We start from the raw sequence: 14828 nt of genomic DNA, 5'->3' as shown, positions 1-14828 counted from the left end.
CCGACGCAGAGGGCCGATAAGATCACTGAATTGCTTCCGCATAATTGGGTACCAGCCGCCTCCTGATTAAGCGCACCCGTGACTTTGCCGGGCGCTTACGTTTATTGCCCTCGCTCAATGCCCGGTCTCGGGCGAGCAAGTCGGGGATGGCACCGCCTCAAGACAATCAGCCTCAAACGTCGGCCAGCTGGTTCGCGCCGACATCCCAATGTCGGCTTTGCAACGGGGAACGCCCGACAATGCAGTTCTTGCGTCCAGCGCTTCGCTAGAACGCTCGTGCAGTAACCTGCCAAATTCGAGCATTTCGTTACACATTGCTCATCTCTATTCAAGCCCTTGCATACGACATAAACACAGCCCGTCTTCGCGATTCGGAGTACGCACCAGATATCTCTTTCACTCAAGCAGATTACTTATTTTTGAGTCGGCGAAGAGACGTCTAATTAGCGCCGGCAATCGTCCAGCCTGTGTGTCTTGCGCAATGTTCCTACAAGCTGCAATGAAATTCTTCACGGCGCTTCCAAAATGCTCCTCATACCCGCCGTGCGAATGCAAATCGAGCATCTTTATCACCACTCGACGCATTTCGGGTACAGGGCTATGTCGCAGGATTAGCTCCATGTCTTCGATCGTTGCTGCGCGCAACGCGAGTTCCTGACGAGTACCCCAGCCACTGTGCTCTACAATATAAACACATGCATCATGAACAGTAGTGTTCTTCTGGGCCTTCTCGTTTATGTCACAAAAGGCTCGACTTATGCGCGCGTTAAGCTTGCGTTGAAACAGATTCTCACTATTTACCTCTGATAGGTTTTTCGCTTTTAAATTGTCGAGCCACTTGTCAAGAGCTGCATCGGCCACTGGCTGACCACCGGACAATTCCGCTATGCAGTCATACAATAAAGTGAACGTGTACGCGTCTAGCAGGTGCGTCTTATCTACGAGGCGCTTTGCTTCATCCAGAATTTCCTGCTCCGTAAGAGTATGCTCCCAATAATATCGGTCCAAAAATCTCCTGGTTTCTTCCTGGGCCTGAGCGACGTCCGCTTCGGCTACGTAGCGATCGATGATATCTGAGACCTTCGTTATATCAACAAGTCCCGACTGCAAGAATTCAACTGTGAGAAGCTCATATTCATCGCAGCCATAGATACCGAGTTCCGACATAAGCGCCGACCATTTGGCGCGCCGTTTGTCCTCCTCGGTTTGCTCACCCTCCTTCGCGCCGTCTGCCCAGTGGGTCGCTGCTCCGTAGCTGACGACGTAATCAAAATCCGGCGCGTTGTCGATACCCTTGTAATGGATCGCTGCGAGCAGCACAGTAGACGGAATGACGCGTCCTAAAACTGCGTCACTCAGATCTTCTCGGTCGGCAAGAATCCGATTGACGACCTTGATAACTCTACCGATTATGCGTATGTTGACTATACCGCAGACAACGACGCTTTTCCGCATAAGATCCGAGAAAGCTGATGGTGACAGGGTTGATGCGATTTCGAACGCTTCTTCAGAACTAGTGTTTAGGTGCAATTCTTGATCTATAACTTTCTCGCGAAGGGCGTTCCACACATCTCTCTTATCGAGCCTATCGCTGTTTAGAATCAGAAGGAAGCGGCAATCATGCTGTTGAGTAAACTCGTCGATGAAACCAAGAACTTCATCGATATGAAGCTTCTCGTGTTTTCGCTCTATGTCGTCAAGGACGATGAATTTATCACTCAGTACCGCAGGCGCCAAGACAAGACCGAAATCGTTTAGGGCGCTGAAACCCTTGTTGAAACCCTCTAGTATTTTCACGCCTGATTTTGCGGCTTGCTGTGCGCCTTTCCAAAGCCGCGGGTTCGCCTTTACCGCCGGGATCGAGCTTTGCACAAGTTTCATCTTCACCTGGTCAATCGTCGATAAACCGAACAACGACGCATATAGGGGGCTCTTTATTTTCTCATCGCTCGACGACAGACTAAGCTCTGACCACATATAGCTTTTTCCGGTACCCCACTTCCCGGAGAGAGCGACGACCTTGTTGTCCTTGTCGGCCAACAGTCGGCTCAGTTGTTCTCGTGTCATTTGTAACGACATAACGTGCGCTCAACTCGCTTTCTGTATTGTCGAGCATTCTAGCGAAAAGAGCGGGAACAAACCGGCTTGTTACGGCTAGGTCGCCAACGGCCGATCACTGGCGGTTTAGTCCGCGTACCTCCACTGTCTGATTGACGGCTTCGGGAAAAAGCCGTCTGTCCGGAGTATGCCGGCAGGACTCCGTCACGACCGGCCACTTTGCAGCAGCTGCACTTCAGCCGGCCGCTCTCGAGCTACGAGCTTGAAGAGTTGACCGACGCAACCCGACCCACAAGCGCCGTTAGCACTTCCGTCGCGGCAATGTTAGCTATCGGCGGTAAAGCAGCACTTCGTAGAATTGGGCCGCCGCTTATCGATTGGCCCGTCATTGACTTTCGACTGCCGAAGCAGCTTGCAAGTCCTCAATGAGCAGCGCATTCAAATCGTCCAGTGCCGGGCTGTGTCTGGCGCGATTTGCAGTCCTGCGGAACGTCCCGATTTCCCCGTATTGTCAAGGACTTCTCGAGACAACGCTCTTGGGTACCGACGACACCGCGTCAATAGCCCTTAAGCATTCGCTCGGCGCGGCGGCGGTTCGACATGCGTCCACAGCTCTCGCAATCTCGCTAAAGTGAGCGGGCGTAAACGGCCCAGACCGTGTCAAAACTCCGAGAGAGCCACCCTTGTGCGCGGCGCTCCGCCGAGTGCATGAGCAAACTGCGAAGTCGCCGAACTTGATTCTGCTTTTGCGTCTTCGGCAACATCGAGACCGCCGTCTCGCTTACGCCCGCATCGCCTCGATAAGTCTTGTTGAACCGAGCAGCGCAATCACGCTTCATGTTGTAGGCAAGCACGTGCAAGCTCATCTCGGTACTGACGTGTCCGATGGTCTTTGTCAGGAAGTGAGTGGCTCCTATCCAAGCCTTTATCGTGCCGAACGGATGCTCGACAATCTGTCGTCGGATTCGCATCATCTCGGGCGCATGGCCGAGTCGTGACTGCATCGCTTCGAGCACAGTCTCATGCTCCCAGCGTGTCACACGGCGTTGAGGCCCTGGAGTGCAGTTCTCCTTTAACGCGCACTGTTGGCAGTTTGAGCTCCAATATTTACTGAGCTTTAGTCCGCGCTCGACAGTCGAGAACCTCCAGATGAGGCGCTCGCCTACGGGACAACGAAATTCGTTCGCCTGTCGGTCGTAAATGAAATCGTCTCGACTAAAGCGACCGTGGGCCGTCGCGCTCGACGTGATGATTTTCGGTACGTATTCGACGATTGCGACAGGCGGTCGCCTTGCTTCATATTCGAGATGCCACCATCAATCGACAGCTACAAGCCAGCTGGCCTGCTCGCGATGTCGTAAGGCCTCTTCCGCAACGAGGTCAGCGACGAGACATTCCCGACCCCAACTTCACCGAAGGAAAAAAACGTTTCGCCGCGTAGGAAGCGGTTGCCGAGTACCTCGGTAGCATATCAAGACTCGCTCGATCCGAATTTCAGCTTGAATTGTATTAGTGGGCAAACCGAATAAAAATTAGGCCTGCCTACCAATCCGTTTAGGTCTTGATGTGAACTTGAGTCGCGATCTTCACAGGTTGAAGCGATTTATACTTTTGCAGGACGCTGTTATAAACACCGGCTGTATTGGCGACAGAGACGGTTACGACGAGAACATACGGCAGCGGGGTTTGTTCTTTCGCCGGTACCGCCCTACCCTCTTCGCGAGTCAGATACTCGATATCGAATACCGGCTCGTCAAGGGTTCCTGGGTTGAATCGTCTTGACCGCGAAAGACAAGACTCCCATTTTTGGGCATCACGCCTGAGATCGCTTTCGCTGTCGAACTTGTCCTGATTAAAGAACGGCACCGTCGCCTTCTTGGCACCGTTCGGACGAAAAATGACGGTGAGCCCCGCCTTCGTGTAATTCAGCGAGTGCGCAGGATCGGTGGGCGCGGTGAATGCGAAGGTAGCCTTCACCGTAACTTTTCCGTTAAGCGGAATATCGGGAAAGGGAATTTTCGCTCTAACCGGCTGGCCAGGGTTAATAGAGCCCGTATAGATAACCATAGCTTCATTGTCGCTGCATACGATCAACTTTTCTGGATCTGTCTCAAAGCGCCCCCATCCGATCTCCCGACCACCGGCCGTAGGGTGCGGAAGCGCCCTGTGTACGATCAATGCACGAAGAGCCGTCGCGGACAAGGGTGCGTCCAAGGATGCAGCCACACCGATCGCCGAACGCAGAACTAACGGCGCCGAAAAGCTGGTTCCTTCAAGCCCGACCATTCCATTATGAATGGGCGAGTACGCATGAAATGCCTCGCTTTTAGATCCTCCGAAGGCGACACCGTCGGGTTTCATCAGACCGGGACTTCGACCCGGACCAATACAACTGTACGGTGCGCGGTGCCACGTGTCGCCGGCGGAGTCCGCTGCGCCCACGCCGAGCGCATTGACCATGTCGCTAGGGGGCTGAACTCGAGAAAGCGACGGGTCAGGATCCTCCCCATCGTTGCCGACCGCAACGGTCGTAAACGTACGTCCGTTGGATAAGCGGTGATCCAGCAGCGTTGTCCATACGTGTACGTCATCGTCCTCGATGGGGAGGCAGGGCCCCAAGCTCAAATTCATGAACTGGGGTTGTTCGTTGATGAGCACCCAATCGATTTTCTTGAGAACGTCGAACAGATCGGGATCGCCGCCGTTATCCTTCCCAAGCACCCGGTAATGACGAACCCGCGAAAACGGCCTTTCCAAGGTCGTCTTTGCTGAGCCCTCACCGAATAGAACTGTTGTTGTCACGGCGTTACCGTGCAACAACAGGTTCGACGCGGTCACTTTTGTGTCGGGCCATGTGTACTCGTCGACCCAACGCGAAAGGTCGCCATGCCCTATCCCTCCATCGAATACAGCGACCGAAAGTGCGGGATCCACCGCTCCTTCCGAGGGCAACACCACTGCGTCGCCGCCTTTCACATTCCTCACGACAACTGGCCGATGCACACGCAATGGCGCGAGGCTGCGCAGCGCCCGTACGAAACTAAACTCCGCTACCGCGGAGACCTGATCCCTTCCGATTTTTATCGGTAGGAAGGTCAGTCCGGGGACGAACACGGCCTTATCAATGTAGACCTCTCCTCCAAACTCCTCAGCCCATTGTACAAAAGCGTCGTGGATGTAACTTTGATGATGACTGGCATGCAGTACGACCTCTAGACTAGCTAAAGACGCACCTTCGCCAATCCATTTGATCTTCCTCTGCGCGCTGTAGACGTCTAAAGTTTCGATCTTTCGAAAGTCATTCTGAAAAACTGCGGGCAGCGATTTTGATTTGAGACCTGTCTCCATCGCCGCGAAGTTTTCGACGGAGCCTGCCACAAATAAAACTGGTGCAGCCTCTCCCTCGGGGGGCGCCTGCTTTCTCAACGAAACTTCAGGATGGACAAATCGACCCTTGCTGCCGACATGACGCAGACCGAACTCATTGAGCAACTGCTGTGGAAAGTAGCTTTTCGCCAAGAACGCAGGGTGCAAAGTCATTTCCACTACTGCCTCGCCTTTCGGCTTAGCACCCGTAGGTATTTTCTCCACCGCTTTCACGACCGACCTTATCTGTCGCGCAATCCGTCCGCGTGCCTCATCAAAATCGTACGGATAGCGCTTCTCACCGCCGCCGCGCGTCAATTTGACGGACTCAATCAAAGTCTCCCCGTAGCCGATTAGCAGATTCTTATTGGCCATTCGTTTCCCCAAATATCGATCTTAAGTGTCTTCCAACCGTTGTATGTGCCATATTGAGCCGTGTGGCGATAGCTCGCTGTGACATGCCTTTTAGCCGTAGTGAGATTAGCTCAAGAGTCTCTGCGTTGGTATGCCCGATAGAATCTTTCATATGCGTCACGATCGAATCGCATAAACATTCCTCCAGTAACCGGTGATCCAATACAGCTGTCTTTCTTGAAACGTTAACGATCTTTTCGATTCGAGCGTAGGTCTGCCCGTGCAGAACTAAAGCCGCGGACTTGGCAAACGTAGCGTCGATTCCAAACGAGATGAGAAATCCCTCAATCGACCGTTGATCCGGTAGTTCGAAGCGCAAAACCAGATCAAAGCGCCGCCAGACAGCTGGATCCAGCAACTCTTCGTGGTTTGTTGCTGCAATTAACAAAGATGTGTCGGGCCATGCGTCGACCGACTGAAGAAGAACCGTCACAAGTCGCTTCAGCTCTCCAACATCGGTTTCATCGTCACGTCGTTTTGCAATTGAGTCAAACTCGTCGAGCAGCAACACACAAGGAAATCGTCTCGCAAAATCAATCACGGCCCTTACGTTGCTCCCGGTTTTCCCGAGGAAACTACTCATAACAGTCGACAGATCAAGCGTAACCAGAGGCAGCACAAGTTTCGCAGCGATCCATTGAGCCGTCATTGTTTTCCCAACGCCGGGTGGCCCCGCCATGAGCAAAGATCTACTTGGGCTCAAGCCATGTGCCCTCAACTCGCCAGCAAGCTCCCACTCGTGGAGAAGCTGCCGAAGAGCAACTTGAACACTGTCGGTCCAAACTGGTCGAGAAACTTCAGCGAGCACGGGGTGAGTCACGGAAACTAACGTCTGCCGACTGTCGCTATCAACTGGCACGTGGGCGAACCTTTCGTTGTCCGAAGCAGTGTTTTCGTCCCGTGCTCGCACGTCAAGCGCTTCATCGGCGATCGTCGGCCGCGCGGAAACGTTGTGCGCATCAGGTGCGCGCCGGACTTCGTCGCCCCCGAAGACATACGTCTCACGTGTCGGCGCTGCACTTTCCGAAAGAACACTGATCAATCGCCTTGCAAGCTCAGGCTCAGTCTCGCGAAATCGACTGACCGCTCGCCTCAACCGCAACTGAAAAGCACGACTATCGCCTCGCACGCCCTGCTGCGCCAAAGACACAACGATATCGGCAATATCTTGATCCATTATTTTCCTTATAAAACAATCATTTAATGGATATGGTGCAATTTGCATTGATTTTATCGCGAAAGACGCACCACTTCTAGCCCTTTTGTGGTTTGTGATGCAACGCTCCGAACTGGCATGTGGCGTGCCTCAAAAGGCAGGTCGCGATCGCGCTTTGACACAAATCGCCCACACGCGAAGAGGCCAAACCATGTTGAGGTGTTGCGGAGGGCAATAGTGCGACCGGTCGGTCTTGAGGTACAGCGAAGGGTATTGAACGCAGCGGATAGAGTGGTAAGCACGGAACCGCATGCAGGCAGCATTCGAAAAAGCTCTGCTACGTGTTTGCTACAGCAATTCGTTCGGAGCTTGGCTAATAAGCGTTGTGCCCATCATTCCACCCCGTGAACTACGGGGAGCGCGCCAGCATCGAGGCGCACGGCTCGCCGTTGCGAGACGGCCAAGCGAGCGCAGAGTATAGCAAACGCCACTCGCGCTAATCGGGACGTCGCGCGGAAAATTCATCACGCTGACGCCAACGGCGTACGTTCAGGGTTTATCCCTATCAAGTTGGATTAGAAACGGCCGCCATCGCAATAATGGACCCTATCCCCGATACCAAGCCACAAGGCGCGTTCTCGGCATTGCTGGCAGACCAGGACCTGACTCATCTCGAGCGGGTGTTGCGGCAGTCATTGTCGCGCGACGCGGGCGGGTACGCGCTGCCACCATCGTATTGGCGCGAGCGTCTCGCGGCCATCACGCGGCAGGCGCATCTGTCTCACACGCAGTTGCAGACGGTGCATCGGTTGTATTTGTATGTCGACCGGTTCGAAGCCGCCGCGGAGGCACGCGAAGCCAAGCGCCTGGCCGATGCTGCCGATATCGAACCCGGCGCGCCGCTCAGTGCCGATGCCTGAGCCACCAGTCCCGCAGCGGATGATGCGCCGCTTGTTCGAGCTCACGTCGCGCCATGCGCTCGCGCCGCGCATCGCGCCAATCGTCGGCCAGCAAGACGATGCTAATGGCGGCAAGCGCCGCGAGGCCCACTAGAAACATCGGTAAGTCGAACATGGCGCCCTCCTTTGAATTGCCGCCATGTCTTCATGATAGGACGCGCAGTCACGCGCGGCCAGCCAATCATCCGCCCGCCGAAGCCCCCTGCCGCGCCCGCTGCTGTTGCGCATGCGCCGCGAGCCGCACGGCCGCATTCGCCGCGCCGTAACCATCGTAACCGCCGCGCCGTTCGATCACTTCCAGGAAGAAGCGCTGATCGAGCTGCTCGGTGTACGCATGAAAAAACTCGCCGCCACGCTCGTCGCGATCGTAAAGAATGTTGTGTTCGTGCATGGCGTCGATCAGTTCGTCGGCCAGGCCGTAGCGCGCAACCAGATCGTCGTAGTAGTTGCGCGGAATGCGCAGGAATTTGACGCCATCGGCTTCGAGTCGAGGAATGGCATCGAAGATATCGGACGTGCTGAACGCCACGTGATTCAAACCCGAACCGCGATAAGTCGTCAGCGACTCCACCACCGCCGTATGCCGGTCCATCGACGCATTCAGCGCAATGCGCACCGACCCGTCGCGGCTGCGTACCGCACGACTGCGCACGAGACCGTACGGGTCCGGCACGGTCACGCTCGCTTCGACCTCGAAGCCGAACGCGCTGCGGAAAAACAGCACCCAGGTGTCGAGCGCGTCGGCGGGCAGCGACAGACACACGTGGTCGATACGTTCGAGCGGACCCACTTCGTAAGGCCCGTCGATGTCCGTCAAAATGAAATCGGATTCCCACAGCGTGGGACCGCCCGGTTCTTCATCGACGAAATAATCGAGGCTGCCGTCAGGCGACTGCACGCCCGGCACCACGCGCTCGTTCGGTCCGACCTGCCCCGAAAACGGCTTCGACCCATAAGCGGCCGCGCGTTCGAACGCGAGCTTCGCGTCATCGACATGAAATGCGGACGCGCACAGCGACAAGCCGTGCTGCTCGAAGAACGCGCTCGCGAAGGAATCGGCTTCCGCGTTGAGCACGATCGACCCCGCGCCATGCCGGTACAGCGAGACATCCTTCGAGCGATGCTTGCCCGCCAGCCGAAAGCCCAACCTGCCGAGCCAGCCGGCGACATGTTCGCGCGTGGCGGCATCGACGGCGAATTCGAGGAACTGGAAGCCGATATGCGCGGGCGGCGCGGGCGGATCGAAGAGTTCGGCTGGCGCCTGGTCGCCCATCAATGCGCGCGTCTGCTCTTCCAGAAAGCGCAGCGAGCGATGCCCGTCCGCGGCGGTGATGGCCGTGGGCGCGGCGCGAAAACCATCGTTGAAAATTTCGAGCGAGAGCGGGCCGGTATAACCCGCTTCGAACACGCGCGCCGTGAAGCCCGCGACATCGAACGCGCCTTGCCCCGGAAAGCAGCGATAGTGACGGCTCCATTCGAGCACGTCCATGGCGAGCACGGGCGCATCGGCGATTTGCACGAAGGTGATGCGGTCGCCCGGAATCCGCGCGATCTCCTCCACCGAATCGCGGATGGAAAGCGTATGGAAGCTGTCGAGCACGATACCGAGACTTGCGTGATTCACGGCATCGACGAGTTTCCACGCGTGCTTGTACGAGTTGACGTGACGCCCCCACGCAAGCGCTTCGTAACCGACGATCACGCCCGCTTCTTCCGCGAGGCGCGCGAGCTTGCCGAGTTGATCGACGATCAACGCGTCGTCGCCGATGGTGTCCGGCGACACATTGCTGCACGCCAGCATGCGATCCGCGCCGAGCTCGTGCATCAGCTCGAACTTGCGCTTCGCGCGCTCGGCGTTCTTCGCGAGACGCTCGGCGCTCACGCCCTCGAAGTCGCGAAACGGCTGGAACAGATAGATGGCGAGGCCAAGATCCGCGCACATGCGGCGCACGTCGGCGGGCGTGCCGTCGAAGTACAGCAGATCGTTCTCGAAAATCTCGACGCCATCGAACCCTGCCGCGCGGATTGCCTTCAGCTTCTCGGGCAAGGTGCCGCTGATGGATACCGTCGCAATGGATGTCCGGATTGAACGCAGCATCGCTGCCTCCTCGTTGCATTCAGATGATGCGGGTGGATCGGTGCAGTCCCGTCAGTGTAGGACGTTCGCGGCGCTTGCGGGAAACGGAGCGGTGCGCACGCAATCCACGTCATTGTGCGCCAGCATAACAAACTAACTAGACCGTACAAATACGTGAAAACACCGAAGGACACGGCACCGAGCGCCCGTCACACTGCGCTTACATTATTTGCACTGGAGTATTGCGCATGACCAGCAAAGCGTCTCCCCGCTCCTATCTCGTCGGGCTGATCGGCTCGGGTATTGGCGGCTCGCTCACGCCCGCGATGCACGAGGAAGAAGGCGGCAAGCTCGGGCTCAACTATGTGTATCGACGGATCGACTTGCAGGCGCTCGCGCTCGAACCGTCCGCGCTGCCCGATCTGCTCGATGCCGCCGAACGCATGGGCTTCGACGGGCTCAATATCACGTATCCGTGCAAGCAGAGCGTGATCCCCTTGCTCGACGACCTCGACCCCGACGCCCGCGCGCTCGGCGCGGTCAATACGGTTGTCTTCAGGGATGGCAAGCGGATCGGCTACAACACCGACTGGTCGGGTTTCGCGCGGGCGTTTGAACGCGGTTTGCCGGGTGTGCCGATGGATCGCGTGGTGCAACTCGGCGCGGGCGGCGCGGGCGCGGCGGTGGCCCATGCCGCGCTGACCATGGGTGCGCGATCGCTCACGCTATTCGATTCGGACGACACTCGCGCGGCCGCGCTCGCAAGCGAACTCGCCGCGCGTTTTCCCGATCGCGAAGTCAAGAGCGGCGGCGATCTACGCGACGTATTGCAGAAGGCGAACGGCCTGATTCATGCGACGCCCACCGGGATGGCGAAACTGCCCGGCCTGCCCTTGCCCGCCGAGTTTCTGCACAAGGACTTGTGGGTGGCGGAGATCGTCTATTTCCCGCTCGAAACGGAGTTGCTGAAAGCAGCCCGCGCGCTCGGCTGCCGCACGGTGAGCGGCGGCGGCATGGCGGTGTGTCAGGCCGTGGATGCGTTGCGCATCTTTACCGGCCTCGAACCGGATGCCGAGCGCATGTTCGCGCATTTCCAGACCTTGCTGGAACGCTGAGCCCTTCGGCGCCCTCGAAACCAAAACGGCGGCACTCGCAGAAGTGCCGCCGTTTTGTCTTGGCTCGTCTTGGCTTCAGTCTTCGCGGCGCACGAAGCGCAGCACCGCTTCGATGATCATCTCGCGATGCCGCGCCCGTGAACGCGGCCCGGATGGATCGCGCCCGAACGCCGCGCCCCACGTATGCCGATTCGCCACGCGATGAAAACAGAACGAACTGATCATCAGATGTAGATCGATCGGGTCGATGTCCTCGCGAAAACGCCCCGCCGCGACACCGCGCGCAATCAGGTCTTCGATGGTCTTGATGACGGTCGAGTTACGCGCCTTGAAGGTCTTCGACTGCTCGATATACTTCGCGCCATGCACGTTCTCGATAGTCACGAGACGCACGAAATCGCGATGCTTGTCGTGATAGTCGAACGTGAAGCCGATGAACTCGCGCATGGCCTCTTCCGGGTCCAGCTCTTCCAGCCTGAGCTCTTGTTCGAGCGCGCGGATGTCGCCATACACCTGCTCCAGCACGGCTTCATAGAGACCGTCCTTGCTGCCGAAGTAGTAATACAGCATGCGCTTCGTGGTGTTGGTGCGCTCCGCGATTGCATCGACGCGCGCGCCGGTCAGACCCATTGCCGAGAATTCCTGCGTCGCGATGTCAAGGATGTTCCGCTTGGTCTCCTCAGGATCGTACTTGCGCCGCCCTTCCGAGGACGACGAGGGCGCAGCACTGGCGGCCTTGCTTCCTTTCTTCATTTTTCTGTCTGAGAACGGCATCGAAAATCGATTCTAGCATGGGGTTTCCAAGCGTCTTATGCGCTTCATCCCTATGCGCGGCATTTGTTTTCAAAGGCTTAACCTATAATTTTTCGGTCCCCGATGCGTGGTCCGCATCAATCAAACGAGAATCGAATGAAGCACCTTCAGGTACTTGCCGCATCCTTGCTGGGTCTTGGCGCCCTGCACGCGGCGGCGCAGACGCAACTGCCTCCCGGTCATCCCGCCACGCCGCAACTGCTTGCCGCCGAAGGCGTGATGACGAGCGCGAACATCGCGCGCGGCGCAGCCGACGTGTGTCATATCGACGCTGCCAAGGTGGCGCGTTTCAAGGACATGGCACGCAAGAACTTCCCCGATGCGCCCGACTTCGACGCCGAGTGGAAGCTCGGGCTCGCGCAGGCGCAACCGACGGTGGATCGCATCAACAAGCTGCAGACGAGCAATCCGGCGCAATACCAAAAGCAGATCGACGAAGCCTGCCCGGCGCTGAACAAGGGTATCGATGAAGCGACGGCACAGGCTCAATAAGCCGTCGTCCGAAGCGCCCTATTTGCGTTGCGCGTTGGCGTAGTGCAGGCGCTTCTCGACATACATCGCGGCATCGGCGCGTTGCAGCATCGGCTCGATGCGCTCGCCTTCGTGCGCGGTCGCGGCGCCCATCGCGAAGCTGAGAGGCATGCCCGAGTAGAACTGATTGTTCACTTCGAGCAACTGGCGAATGCCGTCCATCAGCGCCTCGCCGCCGCGTTCGTCCGTGCCGGGCAGCAGCACCATGAATTCGTCGCCGCCTATCCGCGCCGCCTGGAACGGCTTCTCCACCGCCTTCGAGAGCACTTCGCCCGCGCGGCGCAGCAAGGCGTCGCCGGCCGCGTGGCCGAGCTGATCGTTGACGGTCTTGAGGCCATTCACATCGACCGCGATGGCCGTCACGGGGAACGGGCCCTTGCGCTCCAGCCGATTGATTTCATCGGCATAGAACGAGCGATTCTTGAGCTTGGTGAGCACGTCGTGCTTGCCGAGAAACTCCAGATACGCCTCGGCCTTCTTGCGCGCGGTGATGTCCGTGAGCGCGACGAGCACGAGATCCCAGCGCTTCTCGTGCCCCGGAAACACCGAAAATTGCAGGTGCACGTGCACCTCGTTGCCATCGAGCGAATAGTTCAGCACCTCGCGCTGATGAAAGAGCTTGTGCTCCCATAGCTCGATCAACTGCTCCTGAAAGTGCTGCTGCATGTCGTCGCGGAACACTTCCGGCAGACGCGCGAGCAAGGTCGCCTTGTCGGGCGCGGCGAACATGCGCGAGGTGTGCTGATTCACGTCTAGGACGTGAATCTCTTGCATGCATCGTTCGACGAATTCGGGATGCACGCTCGTAAAGGTACGGAAGTCGACGATACCCCGTTCGCGTACATCGTCGAGCAAGTCTTTCACGGAACTGAAGTCTTCCACCCACAGCGAAACCGGCGAATGCTCGAAAAGGCCGCGCGCATAAAGGCTGCTCGCCGCGGTCTGGCGGCGCATGGTTTCGAGTTCCGTGATGTCCTCGATGGTGACGAGCACACGGCTCCACGTATTCTCGTGCCCCGGCAAGATCGCGGCCTTGAGAAGCACGTCGAGACGCTTGCCGTCGAGCGTGTAGTTGACCGTCTGGCTTACGAAACGCGGTTCGCCGGACCAGAGTTGCTCCAGTTCGTCGATGTGCGTGGTCAGCATGTCGTCGCGAAACACGCGTTCGAGGTTTTGCACGAGATGATCGAGGTCTTTCGCGCCGAACAAGCCGAGCGTGCGCCGATTCACCTTCACCACCCGAATGCGAGAAGAGCATTCGACGATGCGCGCCGGGTCTTCTTCGAGGAACGCGCGCAAGTCGGTGACGCCCGCGGCGCGCCAGCGCTCGAACTGCTCGCGCACGGCGCTGAAGTCTTCGAGCCAGAGCGAGACCGGAGCGAGGTCGAACATGTCGGCATCGTCTTCCGGCACGCTCGCGGGTGTGAACTGTCCAGTGATTGGGCGCGGATCGTTTGGCATAAAAATCCCTTCGGCTCGCGTCGGAGCGCTATTCATCGCACGATTTGTCTCAATATTGTAGCGCGCCGCTTTTACGTCCCATCCGCTGAAAAGCGAGCAGATTCCGGGCGATTTTCCCGAATCGGGAGCGACGCCCGACTCAATTGAGGGGCGGATGCTACACTCGATCGAATAACGCGCCGCAAGTTCAACTCCCGTCGTAGGCATGCTTGCTGCAATCGGTTGCGTGCTGCCGTATTCAAGCGTGCATCGACACACGTCCGCGGACCCTTTCAGTCCGCCAACTCCCAACACGCGACAAGGAGGCATGACTCTCATGGCTGATTTCCGCATCTGGTCCGACGAATTTCCCGCCAACGGTTACTTGACGCGCGAGCACGAGTTCGATCAGCAGGCTTTCGGCGTCTCGGGCGACAACCTTTCCCCGGCGCTGCAATGGGAAGACCCGCCGGCCGACACGCGAAGCCTCGCGCTTACCGTCTACGATCCCGACGCGCCCACCGGCAGCGGCTTCTGGCACTGGGTCGTGGTCAACATTCCCGCCGATGTCCGCTCGCTGCCGCGCAACGCGGGCAAGGCGGATGGCAGCCTCTTGCCGGCGGGCGCGCTGCAAATGCGCAACGACTACGGCACGGTTGGCTTCGGTGGCGCCGCGCCGCCGCGTGGCGACAAGCCGCATCGCTACATCTTCCGTATTCACGCGCTGAAGGCGGATCAACTGCCGCTCGACGCCAACGCGACCAATGCCGTTGCGCGCTTCATGACTCATCTCAACGAGATCGACTCGGCGACGTACACCGGTCTCTATCAGCTGAAATAAGCACCACGCTTCTTCTCCGGACGATGCGCGCATCGTCCGGCCGTTGAACGCGCCGCTC

The 14828-nt window shown here is 57.9% G+C and carries 11 protein-coding genes and 1 pseudogene; 4 read left to right on the top strand and 8 right to left on the bottom strand.

The window, feature by feature from the left end; translation table 11 throughout:
• Nucleotides 1–396: 396 nt before the first annotated feature.
• The 4 genes and pseudogenes from QCE79_RS04240 to QCE79_RS04225 form a co-directional block, all read right to left on the bottom strand.
• The gene (locus QCE79_RS04240; RefSeq protein WP_309842087.1) at nucleotides 397–2040 is read right to left on the bottom strand and encodes an NTPase KAP; all 1644 of its coding nucleotides are present in this window, start codon (nucleotides 2038–2040) and stop codon (nucleotides 397–399) included.
• Nucleotides 2041–2839: 799 nt separating this feature from the next.
• Nucleotides 2840–3332 (bottom strand): annotated as a pseudogene (locus QCE79_RS04235) (transposase); the annotation flags it as partial.
• Nucleotides 3333–3612: 280 nt separating this feature from the next.
• The gene (locus tag QCE79_RS04230; RefSeq protein WP_309842083.1) at nucleotides 3613–5799 is read right to left on the bottom strand and encodes a S8 family peptidase; all 2187 of its coding nucleotides are present in this window, start codon (nucleotides 5797–5799) and stop codon (nucleotides 3613–3615) included.
• On the bottom strand, nucleotides 5789–7015 hold the full coding sequence (locus QCE79_RS04225) for an AAA family ATPase (protein WP_309842080.1): 1227 nt from the start codon (nucleotides 7013–7015) through the stop codon (nucleotides 5789–5791). Before QCE79_RS04225 ends, QCE79_RS04230 begins: the two co-directional genes overlap by 11 nt.
• Before the next feature lie 578 nt (nucleotides 7016–7593).
• On the opposite strand from QCE79_RS04225, the gene QCE79_RS04220 reads away from it, so the two are divergent.
• Nucleotides 7594–7914, top strand: a complete 321-nt coding sequence (locus tag QCE79_RS04220; RefSeq protein ID WP_244827473.1) for a hypothetical protein — start codon at nucleotides 7594–7596, stop codon at nucleotides 7912–7914.
• Here QCE79_RS04220 and QCE79_RS04215 read toward each other — a convergent pair.
• The gene (locus QCE79_RS04215; protein ID WP_309842076.1) at nucleotides 7898–8068 is read right to left on the bottom strand and encodes a hypothetical protein; all 171 of its coding nucleotides are present in this window, start codon (nucleotides 8066–8068) and stop codon (nucleotides 7898–7900) included. The genes QCE79_RS04220 and QCE79_RS04215 overlap by 17 nt on opposite strands.
• A gap of 66 nt (nucleotides 8069–8134) precedes the next feature.
• Nucleotides 8135–10039, bottom strand: a complete 1905-nt coding sequence (locus QCE79_RS04210; RefSeq protein ID WP_309845172.1) for a TIM barrel protein — start codon at nucleotides 10037–10039, stop codon at nucleotides 8135–8137.
• Nucleotides 10040–10278: 239 nt separating this feature from the next.
• Between QCE79_RS04210 and QCE79_RS04205 the strand changes: the two genes are divergently transcribed.
• On the top strand, nucleotides 10279–11145 hold the full coding sequence (locus QCE79_RS04205) for a shikimate dehydrogenase (protein WP_309842074.1): 867 nt from the start codon (nucleotides 10279–10281) through the stop codon (nucleotides 11143–11145).
• 75 nt (nucleotides 11146–11220) lie between these two features.
• Here the strand turns inward: QCE79_RS04205 and QCE79_RS04200 are convergent, their stop codons facing one another.
• Nucleotides 11221–11898 (bottom strand): TetR family transcriptional regulator, encoded by a 678-nt coding sequence (locus QCE79_RS04200; protein ID WP_244827470.1) that lies wholly within the window; start codon nucleotides 11896–11898, stop codon nucleotides 11221–11223.
• Between the two features lie 156 nt (nucleotides 11899–12054).
• Here QCE79_RS04200 and QCE79_RS04195 point away from each other — a divergent pair, with 156 nt between their 5' ends.
• Entirely contained in the window at nucleotides 12055–12450 is a 396-nt protein-coding gene (locus QCE79_RS04195; RefSeq protein ID WP_244827469.1) for a hypothetical protein, read from the top strand.
• Nucleotides 12451–12468: 18 nt separating this feature from the next.
• On the opposite strand, the gene QCE79_RS04190 is transcribed toward QCE79_RS04195, so the two are convergent.
• Nucleotides 12469–13950 (bottom strand): sensor domain-containing diguanylate cyclase, encoded by a 1482-nt coding sequence (locus QCE79_RS04190; RefSeq protein ID WP_309842069.1) that lies wholly within the window; start codon nucleotides 13948–13950, stop codon nucleotides 12469–12471.
• Nucleotides 13951–14266: 316 nt separating this feature from the next.
• Between QCE79_RS04190 and QCE79_RS04185 the strand changes: the two genes are divergently transcribed.
• A complete protein-coding gene (locus tag QCE79_RS04185; protein WP_250463998.1) occupies nucleotides 14267–14770 on the top strand; it encodes a YbhB/YbcL family Raf kinase inhibitor-like protein in 504 nt (167 codons plus the stop codon).
• Nucleotides 14771–14828: the final 58 nt, after the last annotated feature.

It is taken from the genome of Caballeronia sp. LZ003, assembly GCF_031451465.1.
In the GTDB taxonomy this organism is placed as follows: Bacteria; Pseudomonadota; Gammaproteobacteria; order Burkholderiales; family Burkholderiaceae; genus Caballeronia.
The sequence above is the reverse complement of the archived record's forward strand: the minus strand, read 5'-3'. Positions and strand labels throughout refer to the sequence as shown.